Annotated in this window: 18 protein-coding genes; 11 read left to right on the top strand and 7 right to left on the bottom strand. The window is 55.1% G+C overall.

Going from position 1 to position 20,725, the window contains the following annotated elements; translation table 11 throughout:
• Positions 1-456: 456 nt before the first annotated feature.
• The 11 genes from DCL27_RS06375 to fetB all read left to right on the top strand — a co-directional run bounded on the left by DCL27_RS06375 (position 457) and on the right by fetB (position 12,503).
• On the top strand, positions 457-1,554 hold the full coding sequence (locus tag DCL27_RS06375) for an undecaprenyl-phosphate alpha-N-acetylglucosaminyl 1-phosphate transferase (RefSeq protein ID WP_035601087.1): 1,098 nt from the start codon (positions 457-459) through the stop codon (positions 1,552-1,554).
• Positions 1,555-1,744: 190 nt separating this feature from the next.
• Positions 1,745-2,860 (top strand): polysaccharide export protein, encoded by a 1,116-nt coding sequence (locus DCL27_RS06370; protein WP_035601084.1) that lies wholly within the window; start codon positions 1,745-1,747, stop codon positions 2,858-2,860.
• Positions 2,861-2,949: 89 nt separating this feature from the next.
• Positions 2,950-3,378 (top strand): low molecular weight protein-tyrosine-phosphatase, encoded by a 429-nt coding sequence (locus tag DCL27_RS06365; protein WP_035601093.1) that lies wholly within the window; start codon positions 2,950-2,952, stop codon positions 3,376-3,378.
• Between the two features lie 61 nt (positions 3,379-3,439).
• Positions 3,440-5,635, top strand: a complete 2,196-nt coding sequence (locus tag DCL27_RS06360) for a polysaccharide biosynthesis tyrosine autokinase (protein WP_035601081.1) — start codon at positions 3,440-3,442, stop codon at positions 5,633-5,635.
• 232 nt (positions 5,636-5,867) lie between these two features.
• The gene (locus DCL27_RS06355; protein WP_170114861.1) at positions 5,868-6,119 is read left to right on the top strand and encodes a hypothetical protein; all 252 of its coding nucleotides are present in this window, start codon (positions 5,868-5,870) and stop codon (positions 6,117-6,119) included.
• Positions 6,120-6,208: 89 nt separating this feature from the next.
• The gene (locus DCL27_RS06350) at positions 6,209-6,817 is read left to right on the top strand and encodes a YjbF family lipoprotein (RefSeq protein ID WP_223931145.1); all 609 of its coding nucleotides are present in this window, start codon (positions 6,209-6,211) and stop codon (positions 6,815-6,817) included.
• Positions 6,814-7,560, top strand: coding sequence for a capsule biosynthesis GfcC D2 domain-containing protein (locus DCL27_RS06345; RefSeq protein WP_035599510.1), 747 nt, complete (start codon positions 6,814-6,816; stop codon positions 7,558-7,560). Before DCL27_RS06350 ends, DCL27_RS06345 begins: the two co-directional genes overlap by 4 nt.
• The gene (locus tag DCL27_RS06340) at positions 7,557-9,656 is read left to right on the top strand and encodes a YjbH domain-containing protein (protein ID WP_035599513.1); all 2,100 of its coding nucleotides are present in this window, start codon (positions 7,557-7,559) and stop codon (positions 9,654-9,656) included. The genes DCL27_RS06345 and DCL27_RS06340 overlap by 4 nt, the downstream gene beginning before the upstream one ends.
• 275 nt (positions 9,657-9,931) lie before the next feature.
• Positions 9,932-10,978, top strand: coding sequence for a dihydroorotase (pyrC, locus tag DCL27_RS06335; protein WP_005293811.1), 1,047 nt, complete (start codon positions 9,932-9,934; stop codon positions 10,976-10,978).
• Between the two features lie 72 nt (positions 10,979-11,050).
• A complete protein-coding gene (gene fetA / locus DCL27_RS06330) occupies positions 11,051-11,752 on the top strand; it encodes an iron efflux ABC transporter ATP-binding subunit FetA (RefSeq protein ID WP_005293807.1) in 702 nt (233 codons plus the stop codon).
• The gene (gene fetB / locus DCL27_RS06325) at positions 11,745-12,503 is read left to right on the top strand and encodes an iron efflux ABC transporter permease subunit FetB (RefSeq protein ID WP_005287357.1); all 759 of its coding nucleotides are present in this window, start codon (positions 11,745-11,747) and stop codon (positions 12,501-12,503) included. The genes fetA and fetB overlap by 8 nt, the downstream gene beginning before the upstream one ends.
• Before the next feature lie 84 nt (positions 12,504-12,587).
• Here fetB and fumA read toward each other — a convergent pair whose 3' ends face one another.
• The 7 genes from fumA to DCL27_RS06290 all read right to left on the bottom strand — a co-directional run bounded on the left by fumA (position 12,588) and on the right by DCL27_RS06290 (position 20,462).
• On the bottom strand, positions 12,588-14,234 hold the full coding sequence (gene fumA, locus DCL27_RS06320) for a class I fumarate hydratase FumA (protein WP_005287361.1): 1,647 nt from the start codon (positions 14,232-14,234) through the stop codon (positions 12,588-12,590).
• 538 nt (positions 14,235-14,772) lie between these two features.
• Positions 14,773-14,934 (bottom strand): hypothetical protein, encoded by a 162-nt coding sequence (locus DCL27_RS06315; protein ID WP_005293801.1) that lies wholly within the window; start codon positions 14,932-14,934, stop codon positions 14,773-14,775.
• A 373-nt stretch (positions 14,935-15,307) separates the two neighbouring features.
• On the bottom strand, positions 15,308-16,084 hold the full coding sequence (gene tcyN / locus DCL27_RS06310) for an L-cystine ABC transporter ATP-binding protein TcyN (RefSeq protein WP_035599515.1): 777 nt from the start codon (positions 16,082-16,084) through the stop codon (positions 15,308-15,310).
• A gap of 98 nt (positions 16,085-16,182) precedes the next feature.
• The gene (fliZ, locus tag DCL27_RS06305; RefSeq protein ID WP_005293799.1) at positions 16,183-16,737 is read right to left on the bottom strand and encodes a flagella biosynthesis regulatory protein FliZ; all 555 of its coding nucleotides are present in this window, start codon (positions 16,735-16,737) and stop codon (positions 16,183-16,185) included.
• Positions 16,738-16,768: 31 nt separating this feature from the next.
• Positions 16,769-17,491, bottom strand: a complete 723-nt coding sequence (locus DCL27_RS06300; RefSeq protein ID WP_005287369.1) for an RNA polymerase sigma factor FliA — start codon at positions 17,489-17,491, stop codon at positions 16,769-16,771.
• A 189-nt stretch (positions 17,492-17,680) separates the two neighbouring features.
• On the bottom strand, positions 17,681-18,940 hold the full coding sequence (locus tag DCL27_RS06295) for a FliC/FljB family flagellin (protein ID WP_109691543.1): 1,260 nt from the start codon (positions 18,938-18,940) through the stop codon (positions 17,681-17,683).
• A 271-nt stretch (positions 18,941-19,211) separates the two neighbouring features.
• Positions 19,212-20,462 (bottom strand): FliC/FljB family flagellin, encoded by a 1,251-nt coding sequence (locus DCL27_RS06290; RefSeq protein WP_109691544.1) that lies wholly within the window; start codon positions 20,460-20,462, stop codon positions 19,212-19,214.
• Between the last annotated feature and the right edge of the window lie 263 nt (positions 20,463-20,725).

The following is a 20,725-nucleotide window of genomic DNA, read 5'->3' as shown; positions in this document are numbered from 1 at the left end:
GCAATAATCACTACCGTTAACATTTTGTTTCCATTGGTTAGCTGAATTAACCATCAAAAACATAATGACAAATGTAAAGATTTCTTGTCACATATTGAAATAATTGTGACATTCATCACATTTATCAATTCGATATACAGAAAACAAATACTTTATATTAATAAAATGCATGTTCTATATGTATAATCCCCCCGTTAAAAATTCCGCTCAATAAATTAGACAGAGATAGTCTAAGAGCGGTAGCGTAGCCACGCTACCATTACAATAAAAATATAATACCGCACTAAACTATAATAGATGTATTATTTGGCACTGACATTATTTCCTCATCCAGACAGATAGCATCCTAGCTAAAGCCTAATGGTGAGAACGCCTCATACCAGGGTATCAATTAATCTTTCTCTCTCTGCTCACAGAGCAAAGCAGCTTTTTTGAGCTTAGCAAGGAATAAATAGCATGGAAACCTCTGCGTTTATAGCGTTCTCTGGCACATTATTAGCCATTGGTGGTTTACGTCCATTATCAGCCAAGTTTCACCTGCTCGATCTTCCTAACCAGCGCAAACAGCATGATGGCGCTATTCCACTTATCGGTGGCCTCGCCATTTGCATCGGTATCTATCTTAGTGTATGGCTGACATTGCCGCTTGAACCCACGTTACTCTTCTTATTAGCCTGCGCAGGATGTATCACCCTGATGGGCGCTGTTGACGACGCAAAAGACATCTCCCCTTGGCTTCGCCTGACACTACAGGCGCTGCTGATCTTGATTCTCTGCTTCGCCACCGATATCAGCCTACACCAATTCGGTGATGTATTGGGCATCGGCAATCTGACGATCCCTTTCCCGGCGCTCAGTCTTGTCATCACGGTTATCGCAGTCTGTGCGGCGATTAATGCCTATAATATGATGGATGGTATTGATGGTTTAGCAGGTAGCATGGCCGGCATCACACTGCTGGGACTCGCCGTACTCTTTGCCGATACCATGCCGATAATAAGCCAACTCTGCCTGGTGAGTGTCATCGCCCTCATCCCTTACATGATCATTAATCTGACCATTCCCCCCTTTAAGCACAAGATCTTCTTAGGTGACGCAGGTTCGATGTTCTTGGGTTTCATCATCGGTTATCTGGTGCTGTTGGGCTCACAACATCTGAATACCCTGCCTGCATTTCGTCCGGTCATCGCCCTATGGTTAATCGGCTTACCGCTCATGGATATGGTGGGAATAATGATACGCCGTATTCGTAAGGGGCAGTCACCATTGCGCCCTGACCGTAATCATATGCACCATATTTTACTGCATGCGGGATTCAGTGCGCGTGAATCGCTGTTATTGATGGTGCTAGTCGATATTGCCATCGTCTGCTTCGGTGTGTTCGCTGAGCAACTACAGTTTCCCGAGTGGCTGATGATGGCACTCTACTTGTTATTATTTGTTGTCTACACCTTGGCTTTATCTTACGCTTGGAAGCTTGGACGCTGGGCCAAACGCATAAAGAATACCAGACACTGTCCGTCAGCCAAGACGAACCATCTACGGCATCACTGAATATTGCCGCATGAGTAAAATTTACCGCTCATGATAAGGCAGATATCGCATCGTAGTCCCCTTATTATTTCGCGGGACACAAAGCACTGAGGTAATTTTCCCTCATGTGCAGGTTAGCATAGAGATGGATAGTCGCGTCAGCACTCGAATATTCGATCATTTCTCATTTTACGCTTAATAAGGTTTAGCAGTGAAAACGATCCAACTGATTCCACTATTACCGGCGGTACTATTACTCAGTGCCTGCACCGTAGTACCGGGTACCAATTTATCCACCTCCGGCAAGAGTCGAGTCGCCACAGGCCAAGTCGATATCGACAATTTAGCCGATATTTATCCGGTCACCCCAACCCTGCTCGACCAAATGCGTAAGGCCCCTGTCGTCGGGAAAGCTAACCCTGAACTTAATCGTCAAATCAGCGCCTATGAATACCATATTGGCGTGGGTGATATCCTCAATGTCACCGTCTGGGATCATCCTGAGCTCACTATTCCTGCGGGATCTTATCGTAGCGCGAGCGAAGCCGGTAACTGGGTACATGCCGATGGTACGATCTTCTATCCATATATTGGGAAAGTCTCCGTCGTCGGTAAAACCGTTTCCGCAGTACGCAGCGATATCGCCCGCCGACTGGCACAGTTTATTGAAAGTCCACAAGTCGATGTCAATGTAGCCGCCTTCCGCTCACAAAAAGTATATATCTCCGGCGAAGTCGCCAAGCCGGGAGCTCAACCGATCACCAACGTCCCCATGACGTTGTTGGATGCCTTCAATCTCGCAGGGGGGTTGACTGCAACCGCGGACTGGCAGCACGTGGTATTAACCCGCAAGGGCAAGGAGCAGACCCTGTCGCTGCAAGACCTATTACAGTATGGCGATCTCTCCCGTAACCAATTGATGCAAGATGGCGACATGCTCTATGTGCCACGTAACGATGCTCAGAAGGTCTTCGTCATGGGTGAGGTGAATAAGGCGTCCACCCTAACCATCGGTCGGGAAGGAATGAGCCTCACTGAGGCACTCAGTTCGGCCGAAGGGCTCAATCAGAATGCGGCGAATGCCACGGGGATCTTTGTCCTACGCCCTGCCGGGAAGAACCAGCCTAAGGCATCGATCTATCAGCTCGACTTGAGTGATGCGACTGCGCTGGTAATGGGGACCGAGTTTACGCTACAGCCTTACGACGTTGTGTATGTGACGACGGCGCCGGTAACGCGCTGGAACCGTGTGTTGAGTCAGATCCTCCCCACAATCGATGGGTTTAACAAGCTGACCGAAGGGATGCAACGGATACGTCGCTGGTAACCCAGCGACACTCACACGCCGCGTCCGCCATATTACGCTTATGACCGGGTGCGGGAATCATGACCAACAACGACGCCCTATTTAAAACTATGTTCAAAAAAATTCTTATCGTCTGTATCGGGAATATCTGCCGTTCCCCGACCGGTGAGTATTTGCTGCGCCAACGTCTCACCGATCGCCATATCAGCTCTGCGGGTATTAGCGCACGTGTCGGGGAGCCGGCCGATACGCTCGCAGCGGAGGTCGCCCAGCAACACGGTCTCCTCATGACAGGGCATTGCGCCCGCCAACTCACACGCGCCTTATGCCAAGACGCCGACCTCATCCTGGTGATGGAAAAAAGCCATATCTCCGCCGTGGCCTCCATCGATCCTGGCGCTCGCGGCAAGACGATGCTCTTCGGCCACTGGTCTGGTGAGAGTGAAGTGCCTGACCCCTATCGCCTGAGTCGTGAAGCCTATGAACACGTGTACGCATTATTAGAGCGTGGTGCCGATAGTTGGGCCAAAAAACTATGACACGCCTCGTCATGTCTAATCAGACCTGGATTTCTTCTGATAAAAAAATGGATTGTGTTTAATGACCATGTCTTCTGTTTCGTCCCAGCCACGTAATGCTGCGGTGGAAAATGATGAGATCGATCTGGGGCGCTTGCTCGGCTACTTGATCGACGGCCGTTGGTGGATTATCACCATCACGGCCCTGTTTATGATCCTCGGACTGGCCTATGCCCTGATGGCCACTCCCGTCTATAAGGCGAATGCGCTCCTTCAAGTCGAGAAAAAAGCCAACGCCTCCGCGCTATTAGGTAATTTAAGTAATATGGCAGACATGCTCGGTGACGATCAGCCTGACGCCGCCGCAGAGATCGAACTAATCACATCACGGATGGTATTGGGGCGAACCGTACACGAGCTTAATCTGAACACCCTCGCCACACCGGACTATTTCCCGTTACTCGGGCGGGGCGTTGCGCGTCTCCTGGGACAGTCGACGCCACATCTCTCCATTAAACACTTCAGCATCACTCCCAATCTGCTGAATACGCCGTTGACCCTGACCGCACTCGGAGACAACCGTTTTACTCTCGACGTAGAGGGGAAAACCGTGCAAGGTGAGGTCGGTAAGACGCTAACCACCCCCGAGTTGACGCTCCTAATCAGCGACATTGAAGCCGATAAAAATCAGACGTTCACCCTGCGCCAGGAGCCTGCGCTGGACGCCATTACCCGACTCCAGCAACAACTCCAGGTCAGCGAGAAAGGCAAAAATACTGGGATCATCGAATTAGCATTAGAGGGCACCAATAAGCGCCGGATTCGCGAGATTCTAAATAATATCAGTCAAAACTATCTCCAACAGAATATCGTCCGGAAAACCGAAGAGACGCAAAAGAGCTTAGACTTCCTGAAGGAGCAACTCCCTCAGGTTAAGAGCGCGCTGAATGACGCGGAAGAGAAACTCAACCTGTATCGACAAAAAAACGAGTCTGTCGATCTCTCGCTGGAAGCCAAGGCGGCGCTAGAGACCATGGTTGGACTGGAGAAGCAGTTAAACGAGCTAACCTTCCGTGAAGCAGAGTTACAACAGTTATATACCCGCCAGCATCCCGCCTATATCGCCTTGCTGGAAAAGCGTCAGACCTTGCTGAACACCAAAAATGCCATCAATAAATCGATCCAACGCTTGCCTAAGACACAACAAGAAATCCTACGTCTGACGCGCGATGTGCAAGTCGATCAGCAGATCTTCGTACAGTTACTGAACAAGCAGCAAGAGCTTAGCGTGATGAAGGCCGGCACCATCGGCAACGTCCGCATCATCGACGAAGCCGCCGTGGTAACCCAAGCCGTTAAACCGAAGAAGGCTTTGATCGTGATTCTGGCGACACTGCTGGGCGCGATGCTTTCTGTCGGCCTGATTTTGGTGCGTGCCGCCTTCCATCGCGGCATTGAGAGTCCCGAACAGCTGGAAGAGATCGGCCTCTCCGTTTACGCCACCATCCCCTACTCCGGGGAGCAGTCCGGTATCGAGCAGAAACAGAAGAAGCATAAAAGGATTATGCCGCTCAACGAGTCGTTACTCGCCGTCCGTAACCCGGCCGATCTGGCGATGGAGGCGCTGCGTAGCTTACGTACCAGCCTACACTTCGCCATGATGGAGACACAAAACAACACCGTGATGATTTCCGGCCCCGGGCCAAACCTGGGCAAAACCTTCGTATCGACCAACTTCGCGGCCACCTTGGCGATGGGGGGTAAAAAGGTGCTGCTCATCGATGCCGATATGCGTAAAGGCTATATCCACAAGGTAATGGGCCGCTCATTGGATAGCGGGTTAAGCGATTATCTCTCCGGCCAGAGTGAGCTGCCTCAAACGATCAACCAGACGGGATTCGATGGACTAGACTTTATCTGTCGCGGTAGTCCCCCGCCCAACCCCTCCGAGCTGCTGATGCATCCGCGCTTCCAGGCACTACTGGATTGGGCTAACCAACACTACGATTTCGTCATCATCGACTCGCCGCCGATCCTCGCGGTGACGGATGCCGCGATCATTGGTCAGCATGCCGGTACCTCGCTGCTTGTCGCCCGTTTCGCCAAGACCGCCGTGAAAGAGGTGGAGGTCGCGGTACGTCGCTTCGAACAGAATGGCGTCGTCATTAAGGGCATTCTGCTCAATGCGGTAGAGAAAAAGGCCAGCAGCTATTACGGCAACTACAGCAATGGTTATTACCATTATGGCTATAGCAATAAGGGGGGGAAATCGTCCTGATAAATACGCTAGCAAGGATGATTGCAGCCCTGGCCTCCGCCAATAAGAGCCATTCGCGAAGCAGTGGACGAGGGAATACGCTACCTCTGCCCTCCATCGCCTAGACCGTGGTTAGTCATGACATGATTTATCGATTGACTAAGACAGGGTACGACAAGCAAGAGGGTTACCGTGTCTTGGATCATCTGCAGGTAGTAGTAACTAGATAACAAATCAACAAGGAGTTGTACTTATGAAGAAAATAGCCTTAATGCTGGCGACGGCCTTAGCCTTGTCCCCTTGTGCCATGGCGGCCGGTACCCCGGTAGCTGCTGGAGCTGCATCAACCAGCGGCACCGCTGCAGGCGTCGGCGCCGGTGCCGCTGCGATCGGAACCAGCACGATCGTCGCTGTCGGTGTGGCGACCGCCGTCGTAGCCGGCGTCGCCATCGCCAGCTCAAACGATGACTCTAGCAGCACTGGTACTACCACCAGCACGCGCTAATCCCTTTAAGGCTGCATCAGCAGCCTTATTTTTTAACTGACTCCCTACCGACTATGCCTCTTATTCGTAATTTGCTGCTTATTAGTGTGATGGCTCTCAGTGCGTGCTCCAATACTGCATCGATCACGGGAGAGACCCTAAAATATGCCCTCATCGGCCCCGGCGATGTCACGGTCAGCGCGACCCAGGTAACACAACTCCCTTATGCCAGCGCCTATTTAAAGATCGGTGACAATCCTAGAGCATTTGTCGTATTAGCCTACGTCAACGGCGATGAGCTTTCCTGGTTAACGGCGGACAATGTCATGATCGTCACCCGCCATGGTCGTATCATCAAAACGGTTGGTCTAGAGAACGATCTGGTATTAAACGCAGAGAAATCAGCCGACCCACTCGCTCAACCCGCACGCGCCGTCGCCGAGTGGCAAATGCTCGCCGAGTGGCAATCCCGTTATGTCAGCGGCTACCGACTGAACGGCCAACTCACCCGCCAGACAAGCGAGACGCTGGACCTCGTGACCCGCCGCCTGGTTAGCGAGCGTTTTGACGAATACGTCACCACAACCCCCGATATCGGCAGCTGGCATAACCAATTCTGGCGTGACCCACAGAGCGGACAAATCGTAAAGACTCGCCAACAGTTGGGCCCAGACATGCCGATCATTGAACTCACTATCTTGAAACCTTTCTCGTCATGAAAATAGCGCTCCTTTCTCTGTTACTCGTCAGCGGCCTGTGCCAGGCGCAGGCCGACGTTCAACTCTCCTATCAGGGGAAGCCATTACCCGAGATCAAACTCGGCGATGATGCTCGCCTGGCCACCCTGCTCAACGATAGCCGACTACCGTCAGACATCTATTGGCGTAGTGCGCAAATCACCACACCGGCCCACCAAGTCGCTATCGAACAACAACGTCGTGCACTCCTGAATGAACTGGGCGCATTGGAGACACTGTGGCGACAGCAAGGCGAGGAGGCCTGGGCAGAGAGTACCCGCCATCTCATCCGACAACTGTCGGCATTACGCCTCACGGGGCGCCTGCCTATCGTGCTCGATCCCCGCCAAGCGCAACGCTCACAGGCCGACAATCCCCGTCTCGTCGGCGATTACCAGCTCTTTATCGCGCCGCGCCGAGCACAGGTTATGATGTTGGGACTGATACACGCATTACCGACGCTCCCCTTGATCCCGGCCCAAGGCGTCAATGAATACTGGCGACGCGATGCGCTCTTACCCGCTGCCGATAGCGCCCATGTCTGGCTCATCCAACCGACAGGTGACATCAGTCAAGTGCCGGTCGCCGTCTGGAATAAGCGCCTACGCGAGCCCATGGCTGGTGCCAGCATCTTGATCGGGTTTGACCCGAATACGCTTCCCTCTCGCTTCCAAGGGATTAACCAACGTATCGCCGAGATAATTTCAAACCGAGTACCCGAATGATGATTTCACGACTTTCCTATATGGCCCTAGCTATCTCGGCAACGTGTAGCGCGGCGCCCAGTTATCCCGATCCTTACGCGCCTTCGCAAGATGATTTCGGCGGCGTCGGTCTACTGCAAATGCCAAGCGCCAGGATGGCCGAAGAGGGAGAGTTCAGCTTCAACTACGTCGATAACGATGAGTACCGACGCTGGTCAATTTCCCTGCAGCCGTTTGACTGGTTAGAAACCACACTACGCTATACCGATGTCCGTACCCGTCATTACAGCGCCAACACCGATTTTAGCGGTGATCAAAGCTATAAAGATAAATCCTTCGATGTGAAGTTCCGCCTCTGGCAGGAGTCTGATTATCTGCCACAAATCGCGCTTGGTTTTCGTGATTTGATGGGCACCGGCCTGTTTGACAGCGAATATATCGTCGCCAGTAAACGCTATGGCCCCTTCGACTTCACCTTAGGCGTCGGCTGGGGCAACATGGCGCAGAGCGGTAACATCCGTAACCCCTTCTGCGACTATCGCACAGGCTGGTGCCAACGCAGCAATAGCTACTCGGCTAATGGTGGCAAATTCGAGTTCGACAACCTATTCCATGGCCCGGCGGCGCTCTTTGGCGGTATCGAATATCAAACGCCCTGGCGCCCACTACGTCTGAAACTCGAATACGATGGCAACGACTATAGCCAAGAGTTCGCCAATCGATACGGGGCACTTCCACAAAGCTCTCCTATCAACGTGGGCGCCGTATATCGCCTATCGGAAAATCTGGAGACCCACCTCAGCTACCAACGAGGTAATACCCTGATGTGGGGGGTGACGTTACGCACCAACTTCAACCATCTCTATCAGGCACATCTGGATGAGCCCAAAGTGACGCCGCGCCACCAAGCCGCGCCGCAAAACCTGGCACAGGTAGATTGGCCGACCCTCAGTCAGCAGGCGAAGGAGAACGCGGGCTACCGGGATACTATCTGGTCCGGCGACGCTCAACGCCTCACCGTCAGCGGTGAACAGACGAAGTACCGCCAACCCGGCGTCGCGGAGGAGCGTCTCGCCCTGCTCGGTGCCAACGCGTTGCCGCCCTCCGTCAAGTCATTGCACATCGTTGAACGCAAGAAAGGATTGGCTATCCGAGATACCGACATCGATCTCGAATCGGTACGCCAGGCTCATAGCGATCAGCCCTTGGGCCAAGAAACCGTGATGCACTCCACGGTCACGCCCGTGTCTCTCGCCCCCGCAACCACGCAATTCGCCAGTCGCAATGCGCCGCTCAGTTACAGCATAGATCCCGTCCTGACACAGTCGATCGGTGGACCGGAATCATTCTATATGTACCAAGTCGGCGTTAATCTGAATGGCGAGTGGCGCATGAGTGAAGAGAACTGGTTGAGCAGCACGCTCTTCGTCAATCTGGCCAACAACTACGACAAATTCAACTACACGACCCCACCGGCGGATGGTGCGGCCTTACCGCGCGTCCGTACCTGGATCCGCGAGTATGTCAGCTCCTCCGATGTGCTGCTCAACAACCTCCAAGCCACTCACTTTACCCAGTTCTCTCCCGAGTGGTATGGCCAGGCCTATGCCGGCTATCTAGAGATGATGTACGCCGGTGGCGGTACAGAACTGCTCTATCGTCCCTTCGGGCGCTCATGGGCCGTCGCCGCTAACCTCAACTGGGTCAAGCAGCGCGACTGGAATAACACGTTAAAAATGGCCGATTACGATGTGGTAACCGGGCATATTACAGGCTATTGGCAGCCGCCCTATGTCGATGATGTCAGCGTACGCCTCTCGCTAGGACGTTATTTAGCCGGGGATTATGGCGCGACCCTCGATCTTGCCAAACGCTTCTCCTCGGGGATTGTCGCCGGCGTCTTTGCCACCAAAACCAATGTGTCATCCGACGAGTATGGCGAGGGCAGTTTCACCAAGGGGATCTATATCACCATCCCATTTGATTTAATGTTAGTTCGTCCGACCACCAACAAAGGCACCATCAGTTGGCTACCGCTGACGCGTGACGGTGGGCAAATGTTGAATCGGAAATATACGCTATACGACTTAACCAGCCACGCGTCCGCCCCCTTCTAAGCGCGACACGACAATGGAGCGTAGGCCGATCGGCCTGCGCTCCCTTTTTTCAGATATCCCCTCTCCGACGAACGCGCGACGTCTCCATCACGCCCCTCACCCCACTCTCTGCGCACAAATTCGTCCCGCCGGTGTAACTAACGGATGCATCATGCACCGTTTCCCGTTATCCTTACCGCCCGGCACCGTTTACTGTACCGCGTCGTGACCCGTTGCTATTCGGCAACGCAATCGCTACGCAACCTCGCAAACATCTCTATCAGCCGGAGTTCGTAATGACCGTAATGCAGTCCACCTTGAAGATCCGCCGCCCCGATGATTGGCACCTCCATTTGCGTGACGACGAGATGTTGCACAGCGTATTACCCTATACCAGCCGCCACTTCGCCCGTGCCATGGTGATGCCGAACCTGACGCCACCGGTCTCCTCCGTGCAGCAGTGCCTCGCCTATCGCCAACGTATCCTAGATGCCGTGCCGCAAGGGCAACGCTTTACCCCGCTGATGACCTGTTACCTCACCGACGCCCTGAGCGTCGATGAGCTGATGCTCGGCCAGCGCGAGGGGGTCTTCAGCGCCGCCAAACTCTACCCGGCCAACGCCACCACCAACTCGGCCGCCGGTGTCACCTCTATCCCGGCGCTCTACCCGCTGTTCGAGGCGATGCAACAGAGCGGTCTGCCGCTATTGATCCACGGTGAAGTGACCCAGGCTGACATCGATATCTTCGATCGCGAGGCGCGTTTTATCGACCAGGTGATGATCCCGCTACGCCGTGACTTCCCGCAGCTGCGCATCGTCTTCGAACACATCACCACCCAAGAGGCCGCCCAATTCGTTGCCGAGGGCGATCGCTACCTGGCGGCGACCATCACCCCGCAGCACCTGATGTTTAACCGCAACCACATGTTGGTGGGGGGCATCCGTCCCCATCTCTACTGCCTGCCGATCCTCAAGCGCAGCGTGCACCAACAGGCGCTACGTAAGGCGGCCACCAGCGGCCAATCCTGTTTCTTCCTCGGCACCGACTCCGCCCCGCATCTCCGCGGACGGAAAGAGTCCGCCTGTGGCTGCGCCGGCGTCTTCAATGCCCCCAGCGCCCTGCAGGCTTACGCCACCGTCTTCGAACAGGAGCAGGCGCTGCAACACCTGGAAGCCTTCTGCTCGCTGAATGGCCCGGCGTTCTATGGACTCCCGGCAAATGAAGAGTATATTGAGTTGGTTCAAGAACCTGCGACGATGGTCGACAGCATTGCCTGCGGCGAAGAGACCCTGATTCCCTTCCTGGCTGGCGAAACGCTGCGCTGGTCGGTTCGCGACTAATCTTGCCTAACACATGCTACGGGCCTGTCCCCCCGGGACGGGCCTTTTTATTGCTACTCCATGAGGGAAAACATGGTGACCACCCCCTTACTGGCGCTCGACCACATCCACTTCAGCGCCAATGGACGCCCCATCCTGCACGATGTCTCGCTGGCGCTACAACCCGGCGAATTTAAAGTCATTACCGGCCCCTCGGGCTGCGGCAAAAGCACCCTACTGAAGATCGCCGCCTCGCTGCTAGATCCGCAGCAGGGCGAGATCCGCCTCCAGGGTAAGCCGCTGAGTGACTACTCGCCGGAGGCGTACCGCAAGCAAGTCTCCTATAGCTTCCAGACGCCGGTCCTGTTCGGCGACACGGTACGGGATAATCTGCTATTCCCTTACCAAATCCGTAATGACCCGCCCGACATGGACCGCATTCGCCGTGGCCTGATGCAGTTCGCCCTGCCGCTGCATACCCTGGATCAACGCATCGAAGATCTCTCCGGGGGCGAACGCCAACGTGTGGCGCTGTTACGCAACATCCAATATATGCCGCAGGTGCTGCTGCTGGATGAGATCACCAGTGCACTGGATAACCACAACCGCGCCATCGTCCACGAGGTGATCAACCAACTGAATCAGCAACAGGGGATCGCCATCATCTGGGTAACGCACAATAGCGACGAGATCACCCAGTGCGATAACATCCTGACGCTACCGCGTCTGGCCGATGATGAAGACGAAGCAGAGCAGGATGATAGTCCGGCTCAGGAGGGAACACGCCATGAATAGTCACAACATTACCGACCAATCTCTGGTGATGGCGCTGGCGTTAGTCGCCATCGCCCTGGTCATCAGCGGACGCGAGAAGCTGGGGCTCGGCAAGGATATTCTGTGGAGCGTCAGCCGTGCCATCGTCCAGTTGATCGTGGTCGGCTACGTCCTGAAATATATCTTCCATCTGGATAATGCGCTGCTAACCCTGCTGATGGTGCTCTTTATCTGCGTCAACGCCGCCTGGAACGCCAAGAAACGCAGTAAAAATCTGAGCAATGCCTTCGCCATGTCGCTGATCGCCATCGTCACCGGCACTGCCCTGACGCTGACCATCCTGATCGTCAGCGGCTCCATCGTCTTTACCCCCATGCAGGTGATCCCGATCGCCGGGATGATCGCCGGTAATGCGATGGTGGCCGTCGGCCTGTGCTACAACAACCTGCGTCAACGCTTCCACGACGAGCGTCAGCGCGTGCAGGAGATGCTTAGCCTGGGCGCCAGCCCGAAGCAGGCCTCGGCGGCGATCATTCGCGCCAGCATCAAGGCGGCGATGATCCCGACGGTCGACTCCGCCAAGACCGTCGGTCTGGTCAGCCTGCCGGGTATGATGTCCGGGCTGATCTTCGCCGGTATCGATCCAGTCAAGGCCATCCGTTACCAGATCATGGTGACCTTTATGCTGCTGTCGACCGCCAGCCTCTCCACCATCATCGCCGGCTATCTGGCCTACGCCAAGTTCTACACCGCGCGCGACCAGTTGCGTTAAGGCATAAAAAATCCCCGCAGCATACCTCTGCGGGGATCGATTCATGCTGTGCAGCGCCGCCGCTATCCTGGCGGCACGGACGGCTTACTTCATGCAGCCATTGCAGCGTGTGCTCAGGATCTGCTGGAAGAAGTCGTTACCCTTATCATCCACCAGAATGAAGGCCGGGAAGTCTTCTACCTCGATCTTCCAGATCGCTTCCATTCCCAGCTCCGGGTAGGCCACACAGGTCAGGCTCTTGATGCTCTGCTGTGCCAACACCGCCGCCGGACCGCCGATGCTGCCCAGGTAGAAACCGCCATGTTTATGGCAGGCATCGGTCACCTGCTGGCTACGGTTACCCTTCGCCAGCATGATCATGCTGCCACCGTTAGCCTGGAACAGATCGACATAGGAGTCCATACGCCCCGCCGTGGTCGGCCCCAAGGAGCCGGAAGCGTGGCCTGCCGGTGTCTTGGCCGGGCCGGCGTAGTAGATCGGATGATCTTTCACGTACTGCGGCAACGGTTTGCCCTCGTCCAGCAACGCCTTCAGCTTGGCATGGGCGATGTCGCGCCCGACGATGATGGTGCCGGAGAGAGAGAGGCGGGTCGATACCGGGTACTGAGAGAGCTGAGCCAGGATCTCTTTCATCGGGCGGTTAAGATCGACCTTGATGGCCTCCCCTTCGCCAGCCTGACGCAATGCTTCGGGAATATATTTGCCCGGATTGTGCTCCAGCTTCTCGATCCAGATCCCCTCACGGTTGATCTTGGCCTTGATGTTGCGGTCGGCGGAGCAGGAAACCCCCATACCTACCGGGCAAGAGGCGCCGTGACGCGGCAGGCGGATCACCCGGACGTCATGCGCGAAGTATTTACCGCCGAACTGCGCACCCAGCCCCAGCTCCTGTGCCGCTTGCAACAACTCCTGCTCCAGCGCCACATCGCGGAAGGCCTGGCCGTATTCGTTACCCTCGGTCGGCAACGCATCGTAGTATTTCGTCGAGGCCAGCTTGACCGTCTTCAGGGTCGACTCGGCAGAGGTCCCACCGATCACGAAGGCGACATGGTACGGCGGGCAAGCGGCCGTCCCCAAGGTACGCATCTTCTCGACTAAGAACGCCTTCAGTTTTTCCGGCGTCAACAGCGCCTTGGTTTCCTGATACAGATAGGTCTTGTTGGCCGAACCGCCGCCCTTGGCGACGCAGAGGAACTTATACTCTTCGCCGTCGGTCGCATACAGATCGATCTGCGCCGGCAGGTTGGTACCGGTGTTGACCTCATTGTACATATCCAGCGCGGCGTTCTGGGAGTAACGCAGGTTATCTTCGATATAGGTGTTATAGACCCCGCGTGACAACGCCTCGGCATCGCCGCCACCGGTCCACACCCGCTGCCCCTTCTTACCGACGATGATGGCGGTACCGGTATCCTGGCACGTCGGCAGCACACCCTTGGCGGCGATCTCCGAGTTACGCAGGAATTGCAGCGCGACATACTTGTCGTTCTCGCTCGCCTCGGGATCGTCCAGGATGGCGGCGACCTGACGCTGATGCGCCGGACGCAGCATGAAGGAGGCGTCGTGGAATGCCTGCTGTGCCAGCAGGGTCAGCGCCTGCGGCTCCACCTTCAACATCTCCTGACCTTCGAAGCTCACCACGGAGACATGCTCCTTGCTCAGCAGATAGTATTCGGTGTCATCGCCTTGCAGCGGAAACGGATCTTGGTAATGGAACGGTTTATTTGACATTTTGCTCTCACTTACACCATCAGCTTCAGTAAATTTTCGGACGGCCTGGTGCGCCTGCCTGTTAATTTAATTATCTTGATGTTAACACAGCATTTACAAATAACATTGTGCGATCGCGCTCAGTATGGATATGAAACCAGGCAACCTGAGACCAGAGTTAATCATCAGATAGTTTTATCCTGCCAAATAACCCAGGTGAAGTAACCGGATCGAAATCAAACTATTAGGGATTAATTGTCGTATGTTTGGTAAAAGCGGGGATAAATCACTTTGATTTAAAAAGGAAATGAACAAAATGGTGCAAATTCACTCGCACGTTACACACGGAGGGAGATCGCCGCGAGCAGAGAGCGGACGTAACCGCAGGATGGACAAGCGGAGGCGTATGAAAGAAGAGATATCGCGACCACACCGGGGATAAGGGCATGCCGCCCACAGGCCGTCAACGGCATAAGGCGAAATTCGGGGGAATTTTCCGCGCGAGGGGCGTGACGACCACGCCCCTATAGCGCATTATCCGATGACTCCGCTGCGAGGTTTATTTGCTGATATAGGGTGCGGAAATATCGACGTGACGACAGAAGTCAGAAAATAGCCGCTGATGCTCACATACCTTATCCGCGCTAAATAATACCGCGTAGACGAACAACCCCGCCGCCAGCGCGATGCTGGTGAGCAATACCCATCCTTTGATTTTCACTGTCCCGCTCCATCCTTAAGCCTACCGAGGCATCAGTGTATGCGCAGCAAGTTAAACTGGAGCTCTACGGCCATGAGAGCAGGGAAACGATGCGGCGAAATGCCCATAGATGAAACGTACCCGGCACAGAAAAGACACGCGCTACATGGAGGTGCCGAACACGTTTCTCTATTCACACTCCCTACCTCAAGCCTAGCCAGCCTCCGCGAAAGATGCAAGCCTCTCCCGGCACAAGCCGCTGTTAACTAAGGGATAGGCTAACTCGATCGGCACGCTATGTCGGGAGCTGGTACGGGGTGGTGCGGGGAGTCAGGGCGATATCGTGCCCCCTCGCAAAGCGCGGGGTGCACCGTTTTCACAGCGAGGATGAGCCCTAAATCTCAAACTCAGGCGTCATCACCTCGGCCAGATACTGGGCGAGAAACTGACGGGTACGCGGCTGCTGCGGGCGGTTGAACAGCTGTTCGGCCGGCCCCTGTTCGATAATGCGCCCACCATCCATAAAGATCACGCGCTGTGCGACGTCACGGGCGAAACGCATCTCGTGGGTGACGATCACCATGGTACGCCGCTCCTGCGCCAGGGAGCGCAAGGTGGCTAACACCTCCCCCACCAGCTCGGGATCCAACGCCGACGTCGGCTCATCGAACAGCAATACCTGTGGTTGCATGGCCAGCGCCCGTGCAATGGCCACCCGCTGCTGCTGCCCCCCAGAGAGGCGCTTCGGATAGGCGTGCGCCTTATCGGCTAACCCCACGCGCGCCAGCCACGCCAACCCTTGGCGTTCCGCCTCTTTCCGCGCGACGCCATTGACCACGCGAGGCCCCTCGCTGACATTCTCCAGCGCCGTAAGATGGGGAAACAGATTGAAGTTTTGAAAGACGAAGCCCACCTGCTGACGCAGGCGACGGATCTGCACCTTCTGCCGCGTCAACGGACGCGCGGCATCCACCTCGATGCCGGCGACGCGAATATGACCAGCATCGGGCGACTCTAACAGATTGATACTCCGGAGTAAGGTGCTCTTACCTGAGCCGCTGGGGCCGATGATGGCCACCACCTCGCCCGGTTGGATGCTCAGGTCGATACCGTGCAAGACGCGTTGATGATGATAAGACTTCACCAGTTGTGTCAGTTCGATGGCGCTCACGCTCTGTTCTCCTCATCGCGCCCTCTCTCGGCGCCTTCTGCGGCCACTGTAGCAAGCCATCACCGCATGAAAAGGAATAAAAAAGCATATGCTAATCGTTAACTGAAATAACTGCTCCGTTCGACCTCGTGCTGACTCTCCCGCCCGGCACAGAGGAACTGGCGGTACTTACGCAGCGCGATGCGATAGTTGTTCTGGCTACACGCCGGCAAACGCGCCAACCACTCCCATTCGGCGTTGGGATCATTGAGGGTCTGCGCCGAGAGCTCACGCAGCTCCGCCATCTCATCCAAACGGCGCAAACGCACCACATACTCCCGGATGCTGCTATGGCGCATGTCGGTCTGCTCACACAGATACTGTTTAAAGCCCATGATGTCGAAACGGCTGCCTTGGGCGTGACAATAGACATCGCTACAGAAGCGGCATAACACCAGCAGCGACTGTTGCAAGTCGGCCCAGTCATCGTCATCGATCAGCCGCTCCATTTGTGCCTGACGCGCGCGGTTTAGCAGGTGACCGCCCAACACCAACGAGATGCGATCTAATGCGCGTCCGCAATGGCCACAGTGGCTTTGGCTATGTTTAAAGTCTTTCAGATAACGGCTCAACGGCCGTGGTTTGCTGAGGGATGGAAAAGAGATGAATGGCATCGCAGCACTCCGCTATAGGCATAGAGACGGCTTAATGCTGAGAGAGGAGACGACTGCGCAAACGCTTAATCGCCTGGCTATGTAGCTGGCTCACCCGCGACTCACCCACCTCTAACACCGCGCCGATCTCCTTGAGGTTTAACTCTTCCTGGTAGTAGAGCGTCAAGACCAACTTTTCCCGCTCCGGCAAAGCCTCGATGGCGGCGATCACCCGACCGCGCAGATCGCTCTCCAGCAACTGGCGTAGTGGATTTGCGCTCTCCTCCTCGCCCCATACCGGCTCCGCATTGTCGCCATGCTCCTCACGCCACTCATCGTAGGAAAAGAGCTGGCTGCTATTGGTATCCAGCAGGATCTGCTGGTACTCCGCCAACGGAATCCCCATCTCTTGGGCGATCTCACCGTCGCTCGGCACCCGTCCCAGGCGCTGTTCGGCACGCTGCATCGCCGCCGAGACGCCTCGGGCATTGCGGCGCACGCTACGCGGCACCCAGTCTCGACTGCGTAATTCGTCCAACATCGCGCCACGAATACGCTGGATCGCGTAGGTGGTAAAGGCGGTACCCTGCATGGCGTCATAACGCTCCACCGCATGCAGTAGCCCGATGCCGCCCGCCTGCAGCAGGTCATCCAGCTCCACACTGGCCGGAAGACGAACCTGTAGGCGCAGTGCCTCATGACGTACCAGCGGCGCATAGCGCTGCCATAACGTATTTTTGTCAATCACGCCTTCAGCGGTATACAAATCAGTCACGTCGACAAAACTCGGGTTAATGAATGCTGAGCTATTATCCCGGATCTTAGCGGGAGCAATGGTGCAATTAGTCGGTAAAAAAGCCTCCTTTTAACCGCTTTGTTCTGCGTAACAGGGCGCGCTACGGTGCGCTAAGCATGAAAAAACCCCGCCGAGGCGGGGTTTGACAGAGACGGACTCGGCTGAGAATTAACGCAGCAGAGACAGGACGTTCTGGGTAGACTGGTTAGCCTGAGCCAGTACGGAGGTACCGGCCTGCTGCAGGATCTGCGCACGGCTCATGTTGGACACTTCGGTCGCGTAGTCGGCGTCCTGAATACGAGAACGGGAAGCGGACAGGTTGTTGACGGTGCTGTTCAGGTTGTTGATAACAGAATCGAAACGGTTCTGTACCGCACCCAGGCCGCTGCGCAGGTCATCAACCTGAGACAGGGCTTTATCCAGGGTTGCCAGCGGATCGGTGGTCTTGGCCGTGGTAGACAGGGCAGAGCCTTTGGTCACAGTGCCGTCTTCGGCGACGCTAGCCTTGAAGTATTTAGCGTCAGCGCCAGTACCTTCTTTGATAACGTAAGCAGAAGCGCCTTTCTCGGTACCGGTGTAAGCATGCAGATTAGCGGCATCAGCCCCTTTCGGAGCCACTTTAGAGGCAACCTGGCTAACAGCGTTAGTCGTACCTGACGGCGCAGCTGAAGTAGTGTCTACTGAGGTCAGTTTACCATCGTCACCGATAGTTGCCTTCGCATATTTATCCGCGCCAGTACCGCCTGATTTGTAAACAGCGTAAACGTCGCCTTTATCGTCTTTCACATAGCCAGTGATATCATCGGTACCCGCTTTCTTACTATTGGTATCGATGTTAACCATCGGGCCATCGACCTTGGTCGCAGCAGCAGCGGCAACCTTAGTCGGATCCACGCTATCAGCCACGTTAAACTTATCCAGGCCCAGGCTCTGTGCGTTGATATTTTTCAGATCGATATCGATGGTTTCACCGTCGTTGGCGCCCACCTGGATGGTCAGCTTCTGATCCTTGCTCAGCACCTTCACGCCGTTGAAGTCGGTCTGCTGGGAGATACGGTCGATCTCAGACAGACGCTGAGTGATTTCGTCCTGGATGGACTGCAGGTCGCTGGAGGAGTTGGAGCCGTTCTGCGCCTGTACGGTCAGACGACGGATGTTCTGCAGGTTGTCGTTGACTTCGTTCAACGCGCCTTCGGTGGTCTGCGCCAGGGAGATACCGTCGTTGGCGTTGCGGGATGCCTGGGTCAGGCCGTTGATGTTGGCGGTGAAGCGGTTAGAGATCGCCTGGCCGGCGGCGTCATCTTTAGCGCTGTTGATACGCAGGCCAGAGGACAAACGCTCGATGGCGGTACCCAGGGCAGACTGGGATTTATTCAGGTTATTCTGTGCCATCAGCGACAGGCTGTTGGTGTTGATTACTTGTGCCATAATAAATTTCCTTACTACATGATTGGTTATACAAATCTATTTATCGACCCCCTGTGGCAAAGCTTTAGTATCGTTTTCTCTTTTTTTGTTTAAATTCTCGGCAGTTAATCCTAATAGACGACGATATGACCGCCACGCTAAATCGTATCCCCGCCTCCGACCTGGAGAGTGATGTGCCAACTCTCGTGAAGGGAAACAAAAAAACCCGCCGATAGGCGGGTTTTGTTTTGGAACGCGCGGCAATGAGCGCCGCACACACTGCAATGCGCGATTAACGCAGCAGAGACAGGACGTTCTGGGTAGACTGGTTAGCCTGAGCCAGCACGGAGGTACCGGCCTGCTGCAGGATCTGCGCACGGCTCATGTTAGACACTTCGGTCGCGTAGTCGGCATCCTGAATACGTGAACGGGAGGCAGACAGGTTGTTGACGGTGCTGTTCAGGTTGTTGATAACAGAATCGAAACGGTTCTGTACCGCACCCAGACCGCTACGCAATTCATCTACCTGAGACAGGGCGTTATCTAGGGTCGCCAACGGATCGGCAGTCTTGGCAGTGGTAGACAGGGCAGAGCCTTTGGTTACCGTACCATCATCGGCGACGCTAGCCTTAAAGTATTTAGCGTCAGCGCCGGTACCTTCCTGAATAACATAGGCGGAGGCACCTTTCTCAGTACCGGTATAAGCGCGAACATTGGCAGCTTCCGGACCGGTTGGGGCCACTTCTTTCTTGATAGAGGTTACAGCTGTTGTACCGCCACCGGTATATTCAGTGGTATCAACAGCGGTAACTTTACCTGTTGTGCTATCGATAGTAGTTACTTTAAACAGCTTGCCATCAGTGTTTTTCGCATACAGGTCAGCACCCTTCTGCTCATAACCAGTAATGTCTTTAGAGTCAGCTTTTAATGTCGCCTCGTTATTGATAGCAACATCAACATTGGTCTTCACTTTAGCCGGAGCTGCACCGGCGACCTTAGTCGTATCCACGCTGTCAGCCACGTTAAACTTATCCAGGCCCAGGCTCTGTGCGTTGATGTTTTTCAGATCGATATCGATGGTTTCACCGTCGTTGGCACCAACCTGAATGGTCAGCTTCTGATCCTTGCTCAGTACCTTCACGCCGTTGAAATCGGTCTGCTGGGAGATACGGTCGATCTCGTTCAGACGCTGGGTGATTTCGTCCTGGATGGACTGCAGGTCGCTGGAGGAGTTGGAGCCGTTCTGCGCCTGTACGGTCAGACGGCGGATGTTCTGCAGGTTGTCGTTGACTTCGTTCAGCGCGCCTTCGGTGGTCTGCGCCAGGGAGATACCGTCGTTGGCGTTACGAGACGCCTGGGTCAGGCCGTTGATGTTAGCGGTGAAGCGGTTGGAGATCGCCTGGCCGGCAGCATCATCCTTGGCGCTGTTGATACGCAGGCCGGAAGAGAGACGCTCGATGGCGGTGCCCAGGGCAGACTGGGATTTATTCAGGTTGTTTTGCGCCATCAGCGACAGGCTGTTGGTATTAATGACTTGTGCCATAGTGTGCTTTCCTTGGAATGTTGCGCCATTGCGCATCACAGTTAATCGGTCGGGCCTGATTGCCCCACGGCGTCATCAGCCACCGTCCCCTCAGGTATCGGCCCTCCCCTGACAACCTTTAGCAAATTTTTTTATTTTTTTGTCACACCGCCAATCGGCGAAAAAGCCCCCATTTTTCTGCTTCTATTTCCCCCATCGTTTTTTACGATCTTTCTGTAAACTTTTCTTGGACAGAGCCGATAACGCGTATAGCGCACTAGTCA

Source organism: Edwardsiella tarda ATCC 15947 = NBRC 105688 (genome assembly GCF_003113495.2).
GTDB lineage: Bacteria > Pseudomonadota > Gammaproteobacteria > Enterobacterales > Enterobacteriaceae > Edwardsiella > Edwardsiella tarda.
Note: the sequence above shows the minus strand (reverse complement) of the source record. Positions and strands in the feature narration are given on the sequence as shown.

Excerpts from the sequence above, each read along its gene's own strand:
- DCL27_RS06345 (WP_035599510.1), top strand. The coding sequence starts at position 6,814 with ATGAAAATAGCGCTCCTTTCTCTGTTACTCGTCAGCGGCCTGTGCCAG.
- fliZ (WP_005293799.1), bottom strand. The coding sequence starts at position 16,737 with ATGCCATTCATCTCTTTTCCATCCCTCAGCAAACCACGGCCGTTGAGC.
- DCL27_RS06295 (WP_109691543.1), bottom strand. The coding sequence starts at position 18,940 with ATGGCACAAGTAATCAACACCAACAGCCTGTCGCTGATGGCACAGAAT.
- DCL27_RS06365 (WP_035601093.1), top strand. The coding sequence starts at position 2,950 with ATGTTCAAAAAAATTCTTATCGTCTGTATCGGGAATATCTGCCGTTCC.
- fetA (WP_005293807.1), top strand. The coding sequence starts at position 11,051 with ATGGTGACCACCCCCTTACTGGCGCTCGACCACATCCACTTCAGCGCC.
- fetB (WP_005287357.1), top strand. The coding sequence starts at position 11,745 with ATGAATAGTCACAACATTACCGACCAATCTCTGGTGATGGCGCTGGCG.
- DCL27_RS06355 (WP_170114861.1), top strand. The coding sequence starts at position 5,868 with ATGAAGAAAATAGCCTTAATGCTGGCGACGGCCTTAGCCTTGTCCCCT.
- DCL27_RS06375 (WP_035601087.1), top strand. The coding sequence starts at position 457 with ATGGAAACCTCTGCGTTTATAGCGTTCTCTGGCACATTATTAGCCATT.
- fumA (WP_005287361.1), bottom strand. The coding sequence starts at position 14,234 with ATGTCAAATAAACCGTTCCATTACCAAGATCCGTTTCCGCTGCAAGGC.
- DCL27_RS06340 (WP_035599513.1), top strand. The coding sequence starts at position 7,557 with ATGATGATTTCACGACTTTCCTATATGGCCCTAGCTATCTCGGCAACG.
- DCL27_RS06350 (WP_223931145.1), top strand. The coding sequence starts at position 6,209 with ATGGCTCTCAGTGCGTGCTCCAATACTGCATCGATCACGGGAGAGACC.
- pyrC (WP_005293811.1), top strand. The coding sequence starts at position 9,932 with ATGACCGTAATGCAGTCCACCTTGAAGATCCGCCGCCCCGATGATTGG.
- DCL27_RS06360 (WP_035601081.1), top strand. The coding sequence starts at position 3,440 with ATGACCATGTCTTCTGTTTCGTCCCAGCCACGTAATGCTGCGGTGGAA.
- DCL27_RS06290 (WP_109691544.1), bottom strand. The coding sequence starts at position 20,462 with ATGGCACAAGTCATTAATACCAACAGCCTGTCGCTGATGGCGCAAAAC.